Source organism: Allobosea sp., assembly GCF_035999205.1.
Classification (GTDB): domain Bacteria; phylum Pseudomonadota; class Alphaproteobacteria; order Rhizobiales; family Beijerinckiaceae; genus Allobosea.
The window spans coordinates 35857-55234 of record NZ_DASYHA010000002.1; the positions used below are offsets into that span (position 1 = coordinate 35857).

Annotated in this window: 16 protein-coding genes; 4 read left to right on the forward strand and 12 right to left on the reverse strand. The window is 66.6% G+C overall.

Annotation, left to right across the window (positions count from 1 at the left end):
• Nucleotides 1-5: 5 nt before the first annotated feature.
• A complete protein-coding gene (locus VGN82_RS00185) occupies nt 6-1295 on the forward strand; it encodes a four-carbon acid sugar kinase family protein (protein WP_327524952.1) in 1290 nt (429 codons plus the stop codon).
• Between the two features lie 68 nt (nt 1296-1363).
• Here VGN82_RS00185 and rfbA read toward each other — a convergent pair whose 3' ends face one another.
• The 12 genes from rfbA to VGN82_RS00245 all read right to left on the reverse strand — a co-directional run bounded on the left by rfbA (nt 1364) and on the right by VGN82_RS00245 (nt 14771).
• The gene (gene rfbA, locus VGN82_RS00190) at nt 1364-2239 is read right to left on the reverse strand and encodes a glucose-1-phosphate thymidylyltransferase RfbA (protein WP_327524953.1); all 876 of its coding nucleotides are present in this window, start codon (nt 2237-2239) and stop codon (nt 1364-1366) included.
• A 2-nt stretch (nt 2240-2241) separates the two neighbouring features.
• Entirely contained in the window at nt 2242-3147 is a 906-nt protein-coding gene (rfbD, locus tag VGN82_RS00195; RefSeq protein WP_327524954.1) for a dTDP-4-dehydrorhamnose reductase, read from the reverse strand.
• Nucleotides 3147-3704, reverse strand: a complete 558-nt coding sequence (gene rfbC, locus VGN82_RS00200) for a dTDP-4-dehydrorhamnose 3,5-epimerase (protein WP_327524955.1) — start codon at nt 3702-3704, stop codon at nt 3147-3149. The genes rfbD and rfbC overlap by 1 nt, the downstream gene beginning before the upstream one ends.
• A 29-nt stretch (nt 3705-3733) precedes the next feature.
• On the reverse strand, nt 3734-4771 hold the full coding sequence (gene rfbB, locus VGN82_RS00205; RefSeq protein WP_327524956.1) for a dTDP-glucose 4,6-dehydratase: 1038 nt from the start codon (nt 4769-4771) through the stop codon (nt 3734-3736).
• Nucleotides 4772-4912: 141 nt separating this feature from the next.
• The gene (locus VGN82_RS00210) at nt 4913-5689 is read right to left on the reverse strand and encodes an enoyl-CoA hydratase/isomerase family protein (protein WP_327524957.1); all 777 of its coding nucleotides are present in this window, start codon (nt 5687-5689) and stop codon (nt 4913-4915) included.
• A gap of 41 nt (nt 5690-5730) precedes the next feature.
• Entirely contained in the window at nt 5731-7368 is a 1638-nt protein-coding gene (locus VGN82_RS00215; protein ID WP_327524958.1) for an ABC transporter ATP-binding protein, read from the reverse strand.
• Nucleotides 7365-8291 (reverse strand): ABC transporter permease, encoded by a 927-nt coding sequence (locus tag VGN82_RS00220; protein WP_414644166.1) that lies wholly within the window; start codon nt 8289-8291, stop codon nt 7365-7367. The genes VGN82_RS00215 and VGN82_RS00220 overlap by 4 nt, the downstream gene beginning before the upstream one ends.
• On the reverse strand, nt 8288-9229 hold the full coding sequence (locus VGN82_RS00225) for an ABC transporter permease (protein ID WP_327524959.1): 942 nt from the start codon (nt 9227-9229) through the stop codon (nt 8288-8290). Before VGN82_RS00225 ends, VGN82_RS00220 begins: the two co-directional genes overlap by 4 nt.
• A gap of 33 nt (nt 9230-9262) precedes the next feature.
• The gene (locus tag VGN82_RS00230) at nt 9263-10828 is read right to left on the reverse strand and encodes an ABC transporter substrate-binding protein (RefSeq protein ID WP_327524960.1); all 1566 of its coding nucleotides are present in this window, start codon (nt 10826-10828) and stop codon (nt 9263-9265) included.
• Between the two features lie 92 nt (nt 10829-10920).
• Entirely contained in the window at nt 10921-12069 is a 1149-nt protein-coding gene (locus tag VGN82_RS00235) for a M20/M25/M40 family metallo-hydrolase (RefSeq protein WP_327524961.1), read from the reverse strand.
• A 12-nt stretch (nt 12070-12081) separates the two neighbouring features.
• Nucleotides 12082-13242, reverse strand: a complete 1161-nt coding sequence (locus VGN82_RS00240) for a M20 aminoacylase family protein (protein ID WP_327524962.1) — start codon at nt 13240-13242, stop codon at nt 12082-12084.
• A 29-nt stretch (nt 13243-13271) separates the two neighbouring features.
• On the reverse strand, nt 13272-14771 hold the full coding sequence (locus VGN82_RS00245; RefSeq protein ID WP_327524963.1) for a M81 family metallopeptidase: 1500 nt from the start codon (nt 14769-14771) through the stop codon (nt 13272-13274).
• Between the two features lie 264 nt (nt 14772-15035).
• On the opposite strand from VGN82_RS00245, the gene VGN82_RS00250 reads away from it, so the two are divergent.
• The 3 genes from VGN82_RS00250 (at nt 15036) to VGN82_RS00260 (ending at nt 19347) form a co-directional block, all read left to right on the forward strand.
• Nucleotides 15036-16364, forward strand: a complete 1329-nt coding sequence (locus VGN82_RS00250; RefSeq protein WP_327524964.1) for an ABC transporter substrate-binding protein — start codon at nt 15036-15038, stop codon at nt 16362-16364.
• Between the two features lie 151 nt (nt 16365-16515).
• Nucleotides 16516-18231 carry an ABC transporter permease gene (locus VGN82_RS00255; protein WP_327524965.1) on the forward strand — a complete coding sequence of 572 codons (1716 nt, stop codon included), beginning with the start codon at nt 16516-16518 and terminating at the stop codon, nt 18229-18231.
• A gap of 18 nt (nt 18232-18249) precedes the next feature.
• The gene (locus VGN82_RS00260) at nt 18250-19347 is read left to right on the forward strand and encodes an ABC transporter ATP-binding protein (protein ID WP_327524966.1); all 1098 of its coding nucleotides are present in this window, start codon (nt 18250-18252) and stop codon (nt 19345-19347) included.
• Nucleotides 19348-19378: the final 31 nt, after the last annotated feature.

The following is a 19378-nucleotide window of genomic DNA, read 5'->3' on the forward strand; positions in this document are numbered from 1 at the left end:
AGGCGATGACCACGTCTCGCCCACTCTATGGCTGGTATGGCGACGATTTCACCGGCGCGACCGATACCCTGGCTTCGCTGGCGGAGCGCGACATTCGGGCGCTGCTCTTCCTGCGTATCCCGACAGCGGAGCAATTGCGGGCCGCGGGCCCCCTCGATGCGATCGGCATCGCGGGCGCGACGCGCTCCATGGCGCCTGATGCCATGGCAGCGGAGCTTTCCGCCGCTGGGCGGTTCTTCGCCACGGCCGGTGTCGGCATTCTCCACTACAAATGCTGCTCGACCTTCGACAGCGCCCCCCATGTCGGCAGCCTTGGCGCAGCGGCGCGGGCGCTACGGTCGCATTTCGCCAATCCCTTCCTGCCGATCGTCGGAGGCCAGCCCAATCTCGGGCGCTATTGCCTGTTCGGCAATCTCTTCGCCGCCGCCGGCAGCGGCGGTCCGATCCACCGCATCGATCGCCACCCGACCATGAGCATCCACCCGGTCACGCCAATGGGCGAGGCCGATCTGCGCCGGCATCTGGCCGCACAGGGGCTGGAGCGGATCGAACTCGTCGACTACCGCGACTATGAGGGCCCGACCGCCGAAGACGCGTTCGCCGCCCGGCTCGCGGCCAATCCAGATGCCGTGCTGCTCGACGTCGCCCGGAGCGGGGATCTCTTAGTCATCGGGCGGATGCTGCGACGGCAGATGGAAGCCGGGCCGATGCTTGCCATCGGCCCGAGCAGCGTCGCGCAGGCTCTCGCGACGGCATGGCCGGGAGCTCGGCACGGCGCCAGCGTCTCGACGCAGGATGTGATGCACGCCGGCCCGGTGCTCTGCCTCGTCGGCAGCCTGTCTCCGGTAACGCGGGCGCAGGTGGCAGCGTCGACGGCCTATAAGCGCCTCGGCGTCGACACGGCAGCGCTGCTTCGCGAGCCCGCCTATGCCGTCGCGCTCGAACAGGATGTCCTTGGCCGGCTTGCCGCAGGCCACCATGTCATGCTGGTCACCGACAGGCCGTCGCAAGCGCCCGGCAATGCCGAAGGCGTAGCGCTCGCGACGGGGCGGCTCCTGCGCGGTATCATGGAACAGGCTCTAATCCGGCGCCTCGTCGTCGCCGGCGGCGACACTTCCAGCCTCGCCGTCCAATCGCTCGACATCTGGGGCCTGTCCTATCGAGCCGCCCTGGTGCCTGGCGCCCCGCTATGCCGAACCCACAGCGACGACCCTCGACTCGACGGGCTCGACATCATCCTGAAGGGCGGCCAGATGGGCCCGGTCGACTTCTTCGACAGCCTCGTCGCCGGCTAGAGCAGTCTAGAGGCGGATTCACCGATCAGGTTGGTTCAACCTGATCGGATCAGGCACTAGCTTTCCGGCTACGACGCGATCTCCGCCGCCATCCGCAGCAGATACTGGCCGTAATCGCCCTTGGCGAGCCGGTTGCCGAGGCTCCGGAGCTGTTCGACATCGATCCAGCCTCTCCGGCAGGCGATTTCCTCCGGGCAAGCGATCCGCAGATCCTGGCGGCTTTCGAGCGTCCGGACGAACTCGCCGGCCTGGAGCAGACTGTCCGGCGTTCCGGTGTCGAGCCAAGCGAAGCCGCGCCCCATGCACTCGACCGAGAGCTGACCGCGTTCGAGATAGGCCCGGTTAACGTCGGTGATCTCGAGCTCGCCGCGCGGGGACGGCTGGAGCGAGGCGGCGATGTCAACCACCTGGCCATCGTAGAAATACAGCCCCGTCACGGCCCAGTTCGAGCGCGGCTGCTTCGGCTTCTCCTCGATCGAGATCGCCCTGCCCTGCGCATCGAAGCTGACCACGCCATAGCGCTCGGCATCGCGCACCTGATAGGCGAAGACGGTCGCGCCGGCCTGGAGCGCCCTCGCCTGGCCCATCATCTCGGGCAGCCCATGCCCGTAGAACAGATTGTCGCCGAGGATGAGCGCCGAAGGCTCGCCTGCGACGAAATCCGCGCCGATCAGATAGGCCTGCGCCAGCCCGCCGGGATGCGGCTGTTCGGCATAGGACAGGCTCAATCCCCACTCCGAGCCGTCGCCGAGCAGGCGCTGGAAATGCGGCAGGTCGGCCGGCGTCGAGATGATCAGGATCTCGCGGATATCCGCCAGCATCAGCGTGGTCAGCGGATAGTAGATCATCGGCTTGTCGTAGACAGGCAGAAGCTGCTTTGAGATCGCCAGCGTCATCGGATGCAGGCGGGTGCCGGAGCCTCCGGCCAGAATGATGCCCTTCATTGTCACCTCTGGTCCTTGCCCTGATCCTTGAGAAGCCGCGCGACGCAAGCCCGCAGCGGCCCCTGCCACTCCGGCAAACTCAAGCCATGGACGAGGGCGAGCTTGCCGCAGTCGAGCCTGGAATTCGCGGGTCGGCGTGCCGGCGTCGGATAATCGGCCGTCGTGATGCGCTTGACCCGAACCGGCTTGCCGCCATGCCGCTCCCGTTCGGCGAAAACCGCTTCCGCGACATCGGCCCAGACGGCCTCGCCCGCGGCGCTCATATGAAACACGCCACGCAGCGAAGCGTCATCCGCGCGGGCGGTCAGGTTGCGCGCGACCGTGAAGATCGCATCGGCGATGTCGAGCGCGCCGGTCGGGCAACCCACCTGATCTGCGACCACGCCGGCCTCGTCGCGCGTTTCGGCAAGACGCAGCATCGTCTTGACGAAGTTCTTGCCGAAGGGGCTGTAGATCCAGGCCGTGCGCAGGATCGCGTGATTGCTGGTGGCCGCCGCGACCGCCTGCTCGCCGGCGAGCTTGCTCGCTCCATAGGCCGAGATCGGGCCGGTCGCGTCGTCCTCGCGATAGGGCCGGTCGAGCGCGCCGTCGAAGACATAGTCGGTCGAGAGCTGGATCACCGGTATGCCTAGCGCAGCAGCGGCCCGCGCCGCTTCGCCGGCCGCTTCGCCGTTGACGCGCATGGCGAGCTCGGGCTCGCTCTCGGCCTGGTCGACGGCTGTGTAGGCGGCCGTATTGACGATGATGTCGGGTCTGGCTGAGCGCAGGGCCGGCGCGACCGTCTTCGGGACGGCGAGGTCGAGGTCCGGGCGGCGCAGTGCGATCACCTCGACGCCCACCGGCACGCGCTCCAGCATGGCGCAGACGACTTGGCCGGTCCAACCGGTAACGGCGATGCGAAGTGTCATCAGTCGAAATACCGCGGCAGCTCCGCCAGTCGCGGATGCCTGCGGTCCTTCTCCGACAGGATCAGCCTGTCCGGCGGCATCCCCCAATCGATGCCGAGTGCCGGATCATCGAAGGCGAGCCCATGGTCGTGGTCCGGGGCATAAGGCGCGCTGACCTTGTAGAGCACCTCGGTATCGGGCTCGAGCGTTACGAAGCCATGCGCGAAGCCTGCCGGAACCAGCAGCTGCTGCCAGTTCTCGGCGGAGAGCTCGACCGCGACCGCCTTGCCGAAATCGGGCGAGGAGACGCGAATGTCGACGGCGATGTCGAGGATACGGCCGCGCGGCACGCGGATGAGCTTGTTCTGCGCGAAGGGCGGCGACTGGAAATGCAATCCTCGCAGCGTCCCGACGGCAGGCGAAAGCGAATGGTTGTCCTGCACGAAGACAAGGTCGATCCCCGCCTCGCTGAAGGCGCTCCGGCTATAGGTCTCCGAGAAGAACCCGCGGTGATCGCCGAATTTCTTCGGCTGGATCACTTTCACATCCGGCAGCGCGGTCGCTTCGACATGCAGCATAGGTGTTATCCTCCGGCGGCCCGGGCCGTTCAGCCCGTGCCGAGCCGTTCTCCGCGATAGACGCCGGAGCGGATGTCACCCCACCAGCCGGCATTGGCGAGATACCATTCGACCGTCCGACGCAAGCCGCTCGCGAAACTCTGCTTGGGCGCCCAGCCGAGTTCGCGGCCGATCTTGGCAGCGTCGATGGCGTAGCGGGCATCGTGCCCCGGCCGGTCGGTGACGTAGGAAATCAGCCGTTCATGCGGGCCGGCCGCATCGGGGCGCAATTCGTCCAGCAAGGCGCAGATCGTTCTGACCACGTCGATATTGGCCATCTCGTTGTGGCCCCCGATCGCGTAGGTCTCACCCGGCCTGCCCCGTTCGGCGACGAGCAGCAGGGCATCCGCATGATCATCCACATAGAGCCAGTCGCGGACATTGGCGCCGTTGCCATAGACCGGCAGGGGCTTGCCTTCGACTCCGTTGATGATCATCAGCGGGATCAACTTCTCCGGGAAATGATACGGCCCGTAATTGTTCGAGCAATTGGTGACGAGCACCGGCAGGGCGTAGGTATGGTGCCAGGCTCGAACCAGATGATCGGACGCCGCCTTCGAGGCCGAATAGGGCGAAGTCGGCTGGTACGCCGTGTCCTCGCGGAAGAGCCCCTCCGCGCCCAGCGAGCCGAAGACCTCGTCGGTCGAGATGTGATGGAAACGGAACCGCTCGCGGCGCCCGGCCTCGAGCCCGCGCCAATGGCGCAGCGCCTCCTGCAGCAGGACGAAGCTTCCGACGATGTTGGTGTCGATGAAAGCCGCCGGGCGGTCGATCGAGCGATCGACATGGCTTTCCGCGGCAAGATGCATGACGATGTCGGGATCGAAAGACGCAAAGATTGCGCGCATCCGCTCGCCATCGCCGATATCGGCCCGCTCAAAGCGAAAGCGCTCGTCATTCGCGACAGGCGCGAGCGAAGCCATGTTGCCGGCATAGGTCAGCTTGTCGACGACGCAGACGCTATGGGCGGTCTCCGCAATCAGCTTGCGGACCACGGCCGAGCCGATGAAACCCGCCCCGCCGGTCACCAGAAATCTCAAAGATGCCGGCAATGCCGCTCTCGCTCCTGTTCGGCGGGGGTATAGGGGATTCCGCCGCCGCAGGTAAACCCGACGCCGGCCACGGTGAGCCCGCTGGCAGCGTTCACCCGCCGGTGCACTTGCCGATACTCACTTGCCTTGCCACTGCGGCGGGCGTTTGGCGAGAAAGGCTTCCATGCCCTCGCGGAAATCGGCGCTGGTGTAGCACATCAGCACGAGGTCTTCGCCTTCGCCCGTGGCTGCGCCACCGAGGCGGCGCAAGGCCTCCTTGGTGGCCCGCATCGTCAGCGGTGCATGACCGGATATCGTCGCAGCCAGTTCGCCCGCCCGGCTCATCAGCGCCGGGTATTCGGCGACGATCTCGCTGTAGAGGCCAATGCGGTGACCTTCATCGGCCTCGATCAGCCTCGCGGTGAAGACGATGTCCTTGACCCGCGCCGGTCCGAGCAGCGCCGCCAGCCGGGCATAATTCGCCATCGACAGGCAGTTACCCAGCGTCCGCGCGATCGGATAGCCGAAGCGTGCCGAAGGCGTAGCGATGCGGATATCGCAGGCGCAGGCGATGCTGGCGCCACCGCCGGTGACGGCGCCGGAAATCGCCGCGATGGTCGGGACCGGACAGCTTTCGATCGCGGTGATGATGCGCTCGATCTTGTTCTCGTAGGCCAGCGCGTCTTCGGGTGTCTCGAAGGCCCTGAACTGGGCGATGTCGGTGCCCGCCGCGAAGGCCCTTTCGCCGGCACCGGTCACAATGATCACCTTCGGCGCGCCATGGGCGACCGGATCTGCGCAGATCGCGGCAACCCGCTCATACATCGCAAAGGTCAGGGCGTTGCGGGCCTGCGGGCGGTTCAGCGTGATCGTTCCGACGCCGCCCTCGACGGCGTAGAGAATTTCGTCGTCCATAGCGCTCGCTTCTGTCGGCCGCAGGGACGCGAACTATCCGGTCAGGCCCGCACAGCGTCAACGGCGCTCGCGCCGGTGGCGAAATCCCGGCCGGGCGCGGCCTCGATCAAGGCGCGCGTATAGGCATGAGCGGGCGCCGAAAACACCTGCGAGGTCGCGCCCTGCTCGACGATCACGCCCTTCTCCATCACCACGATCCGGTCGCAGATCTGCGCCGCGACCCGCAGATCATGGGTGATGAACAAGATCGCCAGGTTGAAGCGCTCCTGCACATCGGCCAGCAGCGCCAGAACCTGCTTCTGCACGGAGACGTCGAGCGCCGAGACCGCCTCGTCGGCGATCAGGATCTCCGGCTCCATGGCGAGCGCACGCGCGATCGCGATGCGCTGGCGCTGGCCGCCGGAAAACTGGTGCGGATAACGTTCGAGCGCAGCCGGCTGCAGGCCCACCAGCGTCATCAGTTCCCGTGCGCGCTGCATCGCCTCGGCCGTGCCCAGACCGAAATTGACCGGCCCCTCGATGATCGAGGCCCCGACTGTGCGGCGCGGATTGAGCGAGCGAAACGGATCCTGGAACACGACCTGGATCTTGCGGCGATAGGGCCGCAGGCGGGTCTCGGACAGCTTGGCGATGTCGAGGTCCGGCACCAGGATCGAACCGACGCTGGGCGGCATCAGCCGGGCGACGCAACGCGCGACCGTCGTCTTGCCCGAGCCGGATTCGCCGACGATCCCCACCGTCTCGCCGCGCCGGACCCGGATCGCCACATCCTTCGCCGCGTGCACGACGCGCTCCTTCCGGAACAGCGCCTTCGAGCTGTAGGTCTTGCCGAGGCCCGTGGTCTCAAGCGCAAGCGGGCCGAGCACCGGCTTGCGCTCGGCCGGTTTCAGGCTCGGCACGGCACCGATCAGCATCCGCGTATAGGGATGCTGCGGCCGCGTCAGGATGTCCGCCGCCGGTCCCTGCTCGACGACCCTGCCCTTCTCCATGACGACGACACGATCGGCGATCTCGGCGACGACTCCGAAATCATGGGTGATGAACAGCACACCCGTGCCGCGCCGCCCCTGCATGTCCTTGATCAGCTTGAGGATCTGCGCCTGCGTCGTGACGTCGAGCGCCGTCGTCGGCTCGTCCGCGATCAGCAGCGCCGGGTCGAGGATCAGGGCGGCAGCAATCATCACGCGCTGGCGCTGGCCGCCCGAGATCTGATGCGGATAGGAGGCGTGCATCCGTTCCGGCTCGGGCAGGCGCATCGACTCCAGCATGGCCAGTACCTTGGCGCGCCGCTCGGCCGGGCCGAGATCGGTGTGGATGCGCAGTACCTCCTCGATCTGGTCACCGATGGTCAGCACCGGGTTCAGCGCCGTCATCGGCTCCTGGAAGATCATCGCCATGCGGTCGCCGCGCAGCGCCCGCAGCCGCTGCGGCGTCGCCGCGAGAACGTCCTCGCCTTCGAGTTTGACGGTACCGGCGACGGGCTTGAGCACCTTCGCCAGCAGTCCCATCACAGAGAACGCAGTGACGGACTTGCCCGAACCGGACTCGCCGACGACGCAGACGATCTCACCGGCCGCAACCTTGAGCGAGACATCATCTACGGCGCGCGCGCGGTCGCCACCGCCCGGCAGCGCGATGCTGAGGCCGGAGATCTCGAGGACAGGTGTCTGCGCGCTCATCGGCCAGCCATCTTCGGATCGAGCGTATCCCGCAGGCCATCACCCAGCATGTTCACAGCCAGCACGGTGAGGCCGAGGAAGATGCCGGGATAGAGGATGTTGTGCGGGAAGACGCGGAACAGGTTGCGCCCCTCGGCCATGATATTGCCCCAGGTCGGGATCTCCGGCGGGATGCCGATGCCGAGGAAGGACAGGATCGCCTCGACCAGAATGGCCGAGGCGGCGATGAAGGTGCCCTGCACGATCAGCGGCGCGACCGTATTGGGCAGGATATGGCGGACCATCAGCTTCGGCAGGCGCGTGCCCGCCATGATGGCGGCCTCGACATAGGGTTCCTCGCGCACCGACAGCACGATCGAGCGCACCACCCGCACGACGCGCGGGATTTCAGGCACGATGATCGCGATGATCACTGCGGTCAGCCCGCTGCGGAACAGCGAGACCACGGCGATCGCGAGCAGGATGCCAGGTATCGCCATCAACCCGTCCATGAAGCGCATGATGATGCCGTCGAGCGGACGCACATAGCCGGCGACCAGCCCGATCACGAGGCCGATCGCGATCGAGATCGAGGCAACCGAGACGGCGATCAGCAGCGAGACGCGCGCGCCGTAGACGACGCGGCTATAGACGTCGCGGCCGAGCGAATCCGTACCCATGCGATGCTTGAACGTCGTGGTCGTTCCGTCATCCGCGCGGATCGTGCGCTCGAAGCCCGGCACCTTGTTGCGCGTGCTGGGGTTGATCGCCGTCGGATCGATCGTACCGAGCCAGGGAGCGAACAGGCCGATCAGCGTCAGCAGCATCAGCACGACGCTGCCGATCGCCACGACCGGGTTGCGAACGAGCCGCATCAGCACGGTACGGGACGGAGCAGCCGGCTCGACCGCGACCGGCGCGAGAATGCTGGGTTCGGCGTTCAATAGCGGATCCTCGGGTCGAACAGGCTGTAGGCGAGGTCGATCAATAGGTTGATGCCGACATAGACGCCCGAGAACAGCAGGATGACGGCCTGGATCGTCGGGTAGTCGCGCGCCAGCACCGCATCGACCGTGAGGCGCCCGAGCCCGGGGATCGAATAGACACTCTCGGTCACCACCACCCCGCCGATCAGGAGCGCGATGCCGATGCCGACCACGGTGACGATCGGCACGGCGGCATTCTTCAGCGCATGACGGAACAGGATCTTGCGCTCGACTTGGCCCTTGGCGCGAGCGGTGCGGATATAGTCCTCGTTCAGCACCTCGAGCACACTGGCGCGCGTCATCCGCGCAATCAGTGCGATGTAGATCACCGATAGCGTCACGGCCGGCAGCACCAGCCGCTGCACGAAGCCGCCGAACCCGCCCGACAGAGGCTGGTATCCCTGCACCGGGAACCATCCGAGCGTGATCGCAAAGATATAGATCAGGGCATAGCCGATAACGAAGACCGGCACCGAGAAGCCCAGCACCGAGAAGCCCATCACGATACGGTCGATCCAGGAGCCGTGCTTATAGGCGGCGAGCACGCCGAGCGGGATCGCGACACAGATCGCGATCAGCATGGTCGCGAAGGCCAGCGACAGCGTCGGCTCGATGCGGCCAGCGATGAGCTCGCCGATCGGCTTCTTGAAGAAGAAGCTCTCGCCGAGATTGCCCTGGGCGAGGTTGCCCGCCCAGATCGCGAACTGCGTCAGGATCGGCTTGTCGAGCCCGAGCCGGTTGCGGATCAGCGCGATCTGCTCGCTCGTCGCGTTGTCTCCGGCGATGACCGCCGCCGGATCGCCAGGCGTCAGCCTGAGCATCAGGAAGACGAGGACGGCGACGATCAGGAGAACCGGGATCGTCGCCAGCAGACGTCGCAGGATATAGCCGAGCATCAGGGCCGGTTCCGTGCGATCAGCGTCGCCACCTCACTTCTTCTCGACATTCCAGAACACCGGGGCCGGCGCGGTCAGGATGCCGGAGAGGTTCTTCCGCGCCGCGATCGGCACCTTGTACTGGCCGAGATGAACATGGGTGACCACCTCGCGCCAGCGCGCCTGCACGGCCTCGGCGATGGCCTTCTGCTTGGCCGGGTCGGGCTCGCGCGCAAAATCGTCGCGCAGCTTCTCCATCTGTTCGTCGCACGGCCAGCCGAAGGCGGCCTTGTCGCAGCTCGCATTGAAGAAGCCGGCCATCACCGGGTTGAGGATGTCGGCCGAGACCCAGGAGGTCTGCATCACGTTCCAGCCGCCCTTGTCGACCGGGTCCTTGCGGACGCGCCGGGAGACGACGGTCTGCCAGTCCGAAGACTGCATGTCGACCTTGAACCCGCCCTTCTCGAGCAGCTGCTTGGCGACGGGGCCGAGGTTGGTCAGCGCCAGCAGGTCGGTCGAGTGCAGCAGCACGATCGGCTTGCCGTCATAGCCGGCCTCCTTCAGCAGCTCCTGCGACTTCTTGAAATTGGATTCGAGCAGCCCCTCCATGCCCTTCTCGGAGGAGAGCGGCGTCCCGCAGACGAACATCGACTTGCAGACTTGATAGTATTCGGGATTGCCGATCGTGGCCTCGAGGAAGTCCTTCTGGTTCAAGGCATATGTCACGGCCTGGCGCACCTTCGGATTGTCGAAGGGCGGCTGCGTGTGGTTGAAGCGCAGCGTGTACTGCAGGCCAAGCGGATTGTAGTTCCACAGCTTGATGTTGCTGTCGCTCTGCACCAGCGGGATCAGGTCGAAGGCCGGCTGCTCGACCATGTCGATCTCGCCGGCGAGCAGGGCGTTGACGGCCTGCTGCTGGTCGGCGACCGCGAGCCATTCGATGCGATCGACCTTGGCGACCTTGCCGCCGGCGAGGCCCGATGCCGGCTCGGCGCGGGGCTTGTAGTCCTTGAACTTGGTGTAGACGATCTTGTCGCCGGGCTTCCATTCGTCCTGCTTAAGGACAAATGGGCCAGAACCGATGAACTCTGAGATCTGCGTGTTCGGATCGGTCTTCGCCACGCGCTCCGGCATCATGAAGGGCACGTTGGACGAGGGCTTGCCGAGGCCGAAGATCAAGAGGCCGGTCGGCGACTTGAGCTTGACCGTGAAGCTCTTGGCATCGTCGGCCGTCATCGTATCGACGAAGGTCATCAGCTTCTGCCCGACCGGATCCTTGGCCGACCAGCGCTTGATCGAGGCGATGCAGTCCTCCGGCGTCACCGGCTTTCCGTCATGCCAGGTGAGGCCGTCGCGCAGGGTGAATTTGTAGGTCAGCTTGTCCGGCGACTCGGTGAAGCTGTCGACCATCTGAGGCTTGATCGCGCCGGCCTCGTCCATGGCGAACAGCGTGTCGTAGATCATGTAGCCGTGGTTGCGGACGATGTAGGCGGTGGTCCAGATCGGATCGACAATCTTGACGTCTGAATGCATCACCACCTTCAGCGTCTGCGCCTGGGTGAGCGAAGCGCCGGCGACGATTGCCGCCGCGGCCACGAGTGATCTCAAACGCCATGCCATGCTGGTTCCCCCTCACCCATTTCAGTGGTCTGTTCCCGCGTCAGCTGCATGCAGGCTCTGTGCCACAAGCAGGTCATGCTGGCCCGGCCTGATCAGCCGGTCAACCGCGCCAGCAAACCGGCAATCAGCCTCGTCCGCTGGGCCAGGCTGTCGACCTCGATGTGCTCCTCCAGCGTGTGGTAGCCAGCCCCGAGCAGGCCAAGACCGTCGAGCGAGGCGATGCCGGCCGCGCCGGTGAAATTCGCATCCGAGCCGCCGCCGGCAGAGCCATGCTCGAGCGTCCAGCCGAGTTCGCCGGCCACCTCGCGCGCGAGCCCGAACAGCTTCAGCGTCGCCTCGTCGGGCTCCCAGACCGGACGGGTGACGCCGCGCGTCACGGTGAAGCGCGTGCCGTCCTCGTTCTGCGCCGACAGCGCCAGCATGCGCTCGACCCCGCGGTCGAGGTCCTCCTGCCTTTTTGCCATGCTGAGCGCCTCGGCCCGGCAGGTCGTCGGCACGCAATTGACCCATTGCCCGCCGGAGATAACCCCGACGCTGAAGGTGCAGTCCTCATCCGTCATCGCCTCGATCGCGAGCAGCTGCTTCGCCATCATGCTGATTGCGGAACGCCCGTCCTTCAGCCGCGAGCCGGCATGGCTCGGCCGGCCCTCCGCCAACAGGTTGAAGCGCGCGATCGCATAGCGTCCGGTGACGACCCCGTTACCGGGCCGCCCCGGTTCCGGCACCAGGATGAAGCGGTGCTTGCGAGCCTCCGCCATGATGATCTCGCGCGTACCCGGGCTGCCGATCTCCTCGTCGCTCGTGAAGAGCACGCTGACAGGCAACGGCGTCTCCACCCCCGCCCTGGCCAGCGCGACGATCGCCTGCAGGCCGGCAAAGGCGCCGCCCTTCATGTCGAGGATGCCCGGCCCGTAGCAGCGCGAGCCGTCGCGCTTGAACGGCAGGACCTTCAGCGTGCCGACTGGATGCACGGTGTCGAGATGCGACATCATCAGGACGCCGGGCTCACCTCGACGTGGGTGCGGGAAGTCGCCGCGCACGCAGTCGCCGAGGCCCGGCGGGCCGGGAATGCGCGTCACCACGGCGCCGGCCGCGGCCAGCTCGGCAGCGGCCAGGTCCATCATCCGGTTGACGGCAGCCGGGTCGAAAGTTGGGCTCTCGCACTCGATCCAGGGCTTAAGCCCGGCGACCAGGGCATCGGTTTCCAGCGGCAGATCCGCCGGGCGGAATTCGGCAGGCATCGTCATCGTCCCTCAGGCCACGGTCCGCGTCTCGACCAGCCGCGCCAGCAGGCTCGCGCCGATCGGCAGGATGCCGTCATCGAGGACGAAGGCGGGGTTGTGCACCGGCACACTGCCGGCATGCCCGACCCAGGCATAGGCTCCCGGCACGACCCGCAGCATGTCGGCGAAGTCCTCGCTGCCCATCACCGGCTTCGGCTCGGTCAGGACGTTGGCCGCGCCGACGATCTCGGCCGCGACACCGGCCGTCGCCTCGGCCTGCGCGGGGTGGTTGACCAGCACGTCGAAGATCGAGCGGATCTCGACATCGATCTGCACCCCGAAACTCAGCGCCATGCCGGCTGCGATCTCACGCATGCGCTCGCGGACGAGCCTGGCGATATCCGGCGAGAAGGTCCGCACCGTTCCCGCGAGCACCGCTTCCTCCGGGATCACGTTATAGGCCGAACCAGCATGAATCTGCGTGATCGAGAGCACCGCGGCCTCGCGCGGATCGGCATTGCGGCTGACGATGGTCTGCAGGGCCGCAGCCAGCGAGATCGCGACGATCACTGGGTCGCGCCCGACATGGGGCATCGCGCCATGGCTGCCCTTGCCCGTGATCTTGATGTCGAAGAAGTCGGCGCCCGCCATCGCCGGGCCCGGGAAGACGGCGATCTGGCCGGGATCGAGATTGGGCGCGTTGTGGATGCCGTAGATCTCGTCGCAGGGGAAACGCTCGAACAGGTTGTCCGCGAGCATGGCGCGGGCCCCGCCGAGCCCCTCCTCCGCCGGCTGGAACACGAAAACCGCCGTCCCCTTGAAGCCGCGGTTCTCGGCAAGATAGCGCGCTGCGCCGAGCAGCATGGTGGTATGGCCATCATGGCCACAGGCATGCATCCGCCCCGGAATGGTCGAGCGCCAGGGCAGATTGGTGATCTCGTCCATCGGTAACGCGTCCATGTCGGCGCGAAGTCCGATGCGGCGGCCCGGACCGCCGGTGCCATGGAGGATGCCCACCACCCCCGTGCCGCCGATGCCGCGATGCACCTCGATGCCCCAGGAGGCCAGCTTCTCGGCGACGATTCCGGAGGTGCGGACCTCCTCGAAGCCGATCTCGGGATGGGCATGGATGTCACGACGGATCGCGACGAGATCGTCCTTGAAGGCATCGATCGCGGGAAGCGCAGGCATGTTGTAACTCCGAACGAAAAAGGGGGCGGTCAGCCGAAGACAGGGCCGAGCGGCGCGGTGCGCAGGCCCGGCCGCAGATGCTTCCACGGCAGCACGGAGGGATCGACCGGCATCGGGCCGGGCGCAGCGCAGACCAGCACGGCCTGCGCGATCGGCTCGAAATCGGCGCGGAAATGCACCGAGCTTTTGTTGACGAGGATCGCCTGCTCGGTCGGCTCGATCCCGACCTGACGGTACATCGCCTGATCGGCCATCTGCGCCTTGCGCGAGGCGACGACGATGCGCACCCCGCCGATGCGCAGCGCCGCACACGGCCCGAGATTCATCCGCGAACCGCCGAAGAATGGGCCAGGCGCGATGAAGCGGCCGTCCGAAAGCTGCTCGACGACGAACTCGCCCTCGAGCGGCACATCGCCGGGAATGCCGGACTTCGCACCGAGCGCCACATTGATCGTCGCACCGATGCCGGCCTTGTGAGCCTGCGCCGCGACCTCGGGATCGACGATGAGGCCGATCGCGGCACGCACGGCGCCGTTGCGCACCAGCGCACGCGCCATGCCCATCGTGTCTGAGTCGCCGCCAGCACCGGGATTGTCCTGCGTATCCGCGATGACGATCGGCTTGGCCGCGCCCTCGGCCAGCGCCATTGCCTCGCGCACGCCCTCGTCGGGCTCGAACACCTGCCCCTTGAATGCGGCCTCGCTCGCCATCACGCGCGCCGTCACGGCATCGGCTGCCCGGTCCGCGTCGGCCTGCGTCGCACCATAGGCTACGACGGTCGGCCCGCAGTCGGCGAAATCGGCGGCCGGGAATCCGGGCAGGAAGGAGAGTGTCGGCACGCTCTCGCCTTCGAGCGCGGCCAGTTCGCCATAGATCGTCCGGCACGGCTCCATCGCAGTCGCCTGCCAGGCGATCGGGATCAGATAGGGGATTTGGCGGAAAGCCTTGGCATCGCGCTTCGTCGTGCCGATCAGCCGGGCGAGATAGGTCGTGGCGCGGCTGCCGGTCAGCGCCATGTCGACATGCGGATAGGTGCGGTAGGCGACGAGCGCATCGGCGCTGTCGACCATGAGCTGGGTGACATTGCCATGCAGATCGAGGCTCGCGACCAGCGGCACATCGGGCCCGATAGCAACGCGCACCCGGCGCAGCGTCTCGCCCTCGCCATCGGGGAAGCCCTCCGTGACCATCGCGCCGTGCAGGTCGAGGTAGACACCGTCGAGCGGCAGCGCGGCGGTGATGCGCTCCACCAGCTCGCCCAGCAGCGCCTCGAACGCCTCGGCGGTGACGTGGGCCGAGGGGCTGGCTGCGCACCACAGCGTCGGCACCATTTCCCAGCCCAGCTCGCGCGCCGTCTCGACGAAGCCGGACGCCCCGACATTGACGTTGTGGACGGCGGCGAAAACCGCCTCGCCCCGCGCCAGCGCCGGCCAGCCACCGCCCTGAAGGAAGGCGTCGAGCCCCGCCTTGCTCGGCGCGAAGGTGTTGGTCTCGTGCAGGAAACCGCCGAAGGCGATGCGTGGCGACATGAGGCGAAGGCTCCGAACGGAACGGCGAGACGGCGCAGGTAATCACGCCCGCCGCGCGGCTCCAAGGGCCAAATCATCCGAGTCTGCTCAAGCGATAGGCACGCCGCCGCGCTTGCAAGCCGCGCGACGTACGACCTTCGAACGATGACAAGCGCCCCACCTTATGTGACAGTTTGATGACGCGCCGCGGACCATCAGCCGCGGCGCCGCCATGCTCGCCGGCCTCGACGCCCGCGGTGCTCAATGATTTTGGGAGGAATAAGGATGTTTACACGCAGGATCGCGCTTGCGGGCGCGCTCGGCCTCGGGCTCGTGGCCCCGGCCGCGTTGGCCCAGGCACCTTCCGGCAAGGTCACGGTCGTGACCTCCTTCTCCAAGGATGTCACCGATCCCATCAAGAAGGCCTTCGAGAAGGCTGCGCCGGGCGTCACCCTGGAGGTCCAGAACCGCAACACCAATGCCGGCGTGAAGTATCTCGAGGAGACCAAGGCCAACAACCAGGTCGACCTGTTCTGGGCCTCGGCGCCGGACGCCTTCGAGGTGTTGAAGGGCAAGCAGCTGCTCTCGGCCTACAAGCCGAAGGCGGCCGGCATCCCCGAGAAGATCGGCTCCTACCCGATCAATGACCCGCAGGGCTTCTATTTCGGCTTCGCTGCTTCTGGTTATGGCATCATGTGGAACGATCGCTATGCCAAGGCCAAGAAGCTGCCCGAGCCGAAGGACTGGCAGGATCTCGCGGGCGCGGCCTTCTACGATCATGTCTCGATCGCCTCGCCCGCTCGCTCGGGCACGACGCACCTGACGGTCGAGACGATCCTGCAGGGCGAGGGCTGGGACAAGGGTTGGCGCACCATCAAGGAGATGGCCGGCAACTTCAACGCGATCACCGAGCGCTCCTTCGGCGTGCCCGAGGCGGTGAACTCCGGTCAGGTCGGCGTCGGCATCGTCATCGACTTCTTCGCCTTCTCGGCCCAGGCCTCGGGCTTCCCTGTCAAGTTCGTCTACCCGACGGTGACGACCGTGGTGCCGGCCAATGTCGGCATCGTCGCCAACGCGCCGAACAAGGCCGCGGCCGAAGCCTTCGTCGAGTTCCTGCTGTCGCCGACGGGCCAGGAGGTGCTGCTGGAGCCGGGCATCCGCCGCCTGCCGGTCAACCCGGCCGTCTACGCCAAGGCCGGCGCCGACTATCCCAACCCCTTCACCGATCCGCGCTTCCAGAAGATGATCGGCTTCGACGTCGACAAGTCGGAAGCGCGCACCGCCGTCGTCGATACCCTGTTCGACCAGCTGATCTCCTTCCAGCTCGATGCCCTCAAGGGCGTCACGAAGACCCTGCACGAGGTCGATGCGGCGCTCGCCAAGAAGCCGAACGCGCAGGCGAAGGCGCTGGCCGACGAGGCCCGCACGCTGATCGCCGCCATGCCCGTCACCGAGACGCAAGGGTCGAGCGCGGAACTGCGCGGCGCCTTCACCGGCGGCAAGGAGAAGGGCGCCCGTCAGGCCGAGGTCGAGGCGCAGTGGGCGAGCTTCGCCCGCGACAACTACGCCAAGGCGAAGGCCAAGGCCGAAGACGCTCTGAAGGCAGCGAAGTAAGGCCGCTGAGCCTCCTCCGTCATCCCGGACAAGCGGCGAAGCCGCGCCGCTCCGGGATCCATCGTAGAGCGCAGTTCCCTACGATGGATCCCGGCGCTCCGCTTCGCTGCGGCCGGGATGACGCCGCGTACTTGCATTCGATCGAAAGCGCATGACCGCCATCCCCGCCGCCCTTCCCCGCGCCCGCCGCCTCTCCGCCACGCCCGGCCAGATCGCGCTGGCGCTGGCGATCGCCGGTTTCCTGTTGCTCTTTCTCGGCTTGCCGGTCGCGACGGTGCTCTATGTCGCCTTCACCGAGAAGGGCACCTCGAACTTCACGCTGGTCAATTTCTACGATTTCTTCCGCACCGAACTGTTCATGCGTTCGCTGTGGAACTCGTTCTACGTCTCGGCCATGTCGGTGGTCTGGGCCTCGGTCTTCGCCCTGCCCCTTGCCTATCTCACCACGCGCTTCGTCTTCCGCGGCGCCATGCTGGTGCAGACGCTGGGCTTCCTGCCTCTGATCATGCCGCCCTTCGTCGGCGCGGTGGCGATGCAGCTCTTCTTCGGCCGCAACGGCTCGATCAACCTGCTGCTGGAAGACTGGTTCGGCTTCAAGATCGGCTTCATGGAAGGGCTGAACGGCGTCATCTTCGTCCAGTCGGTCCACTACTTCCCCTTCATCCTGATCAATCTCTCGGCGGCACTGCGCAACATCGACCGGGCCATGGAGGAGGCCGCACAGAACCTCGGCTCCTCGGGCTTCCGCCTCTTCCGCCGCATCGTCTTTCCGCTTGCTCTGCCGGGCTATCTCGCCGGCGCCTCGCTTGTTTTCGTCAAGGTCTTCGACGATCTGGCGACCCCGCTGCTGCTCAACGTCAAGGACATGCTCGCGCCGCAGGCCTATCTGCGCGTCACCTCGATCGGCATCGCCGACCCGATGGGCTACGTCATTTCCGTCGTGCTGATCGTCGCCTCGGTCATCGCAATGTGGCTTTCGGCGCGCGCCCTGAAAGGCCGGGACTACGCCACCACCCAGCGCGGCGGCGGCGGCCTCGCCCGACGCGTCATGACACCGTTCGAGGCCGTGCTCGGCTACGGCGTCGTCGTCCTGATCCTGGCGCTGGTGCTGGCGCCACATCTCGGCCTGCTGCTGCTCTCCTTCGCCACGATCTGGTCGTTCTCGCCGCTGCCCGACGGCTTCACGACGGCGCATTACGCCCGCGTCTTCGGCGAGAGCTCGCTCTACATCAAGAACACTCTGATCTACGCCACGCTCGCGGGCGGCATCGACATCGTGCTCGGCGTCGCGATCGCCTATCTCGTGCTGCGCACCAAGCTTGTCGGTCGCGAATGGCTCGACTGGGCCGCCACCGCAGCGCTCGCCATTCCCGGCGTGGTGCTCGGCATCGGCTATCTCAGGACCTTCTATGGCATCACCCTGCCCGACGGCACGCCGCTGGCGACGCTCTGGATCACAATTGTGCTCGCGCTCGCCATCCGCCGGCTGCCTTACGCCCTTCGCGCCTGCTACGCCGCCCTGCAGCAAATCTCGGTTTCGCTGGAAGAGGCGGCGGAAAACCTCGGCGCCACGAAGAGCAGAACTGTCCGGCGCGTCGTCGTGCCGCTGATGGCGGGAGGCATCCTCGCCGGCTTCGTCACCTCGTTCTCGACGGCCGCCGTCGAACTCTCCGCGACGCTGATGCTGGTGCAGTCCAACTCCGACGCGCCGCTGGCCTATGGGCTCTACGTCTTCATGCAGTCGGCGGCAGGCCGAGGGCCCGGCGCAGCGCTCGGCGTCGTCGCCGTCCTGCTCGTCGCACTCTGCACCTTCATCTCGCACGTCATCATCGAACGCAGCCAGAAGGCCAAAGGCATGGGCCACTGACACGAATGGGCCACTGACATGAACGCGATTGCCCCACTGACCACGCCAGCCGTTTCCGTCGACATCCAAGGCGTGAACCTGTCCTATGGCGACAACCACGTCCTCAAAAATGTCGATCTTGCCATCCGGCCAGGTGAGTTCTTCGCCTTCCTCGGCCCTTCGGGCTGCGGCAAGACCACGCTGCTGCGGCTGATCGCCGGCTTCAATCAGGCCGATACCGGCCGCGTCCTGATCAGCGGAAAGGAGATCTCTGATCTCCCACCCTGGAAGCGCGACGTCGGCATGGTTTTCCAGTCCTATGCGCTCTGGCCGCATATGACGGTGGCACGCAACGTCGCCTTCGGACTGGAGGAGCGCGGCGTCGGCCGCGACGAGGTCAACCGGCGCGTCGCGCTCGCGCTCGATCTCGTCGGCCTCGGGCACCTGGCCGAGCGCAGGCCGTCGCAGCTCTCCGGTGGCCAGCAGCAGCGCGTTGCGGTCGCTCGCACCGTCGCCGTCGAGCCGAAGGTGCTGCTTCTCGACGAACCGCTATCCAATCTCGACGCCAAAATGCGCGTTCAGGTCCGGCGCGAACTGCGCGACCTGCAGCAGCGGCTCGGCTTGACCACGATCTTCGTCACCCACGATCAGGAAGAGGCCAACACGATCTGCGACCGCATCGCCGTGATGAATGACGGCATCGTCCAGCAGGTCGGCACACCGATGGAGCTTTACGAGCACCCGGCCAATCTCTTCGTCGCGAACTTCCTCGGCACTGCCAACATCCTCGACGGCAAGGTCGCAGGCGCCGGCGCGGAACGGCATTTCGCGATCGAGGGCGGCATCCGGCTGCCGCTCGCAGCCGATACGGTCGTGCCCGACGGCGCGAAGCTTGTCTTCCGGCCGCAACACGCAAGCCTGACCGGGCCGGCGGCATCGGCCGGCACCGGCCTCGCCTTGCCCTGCGTCGTGGCACATCGCGAGTTTCTCGGAGCGAGCGTCCGTTACGGCGTCCGGATCGGCACGACTGAAGTGGCGGTCGACATGCCCTTCCAGTCCGGCCGCGACCTGCACGAGATCGGCGCGCAAGCGACGGTCACGCTCTCGCCGCACGCCCTGATCTGGCTGGCGAACTGAGGGGAGCTGCGCTCCTCAGCCCACAGGGATG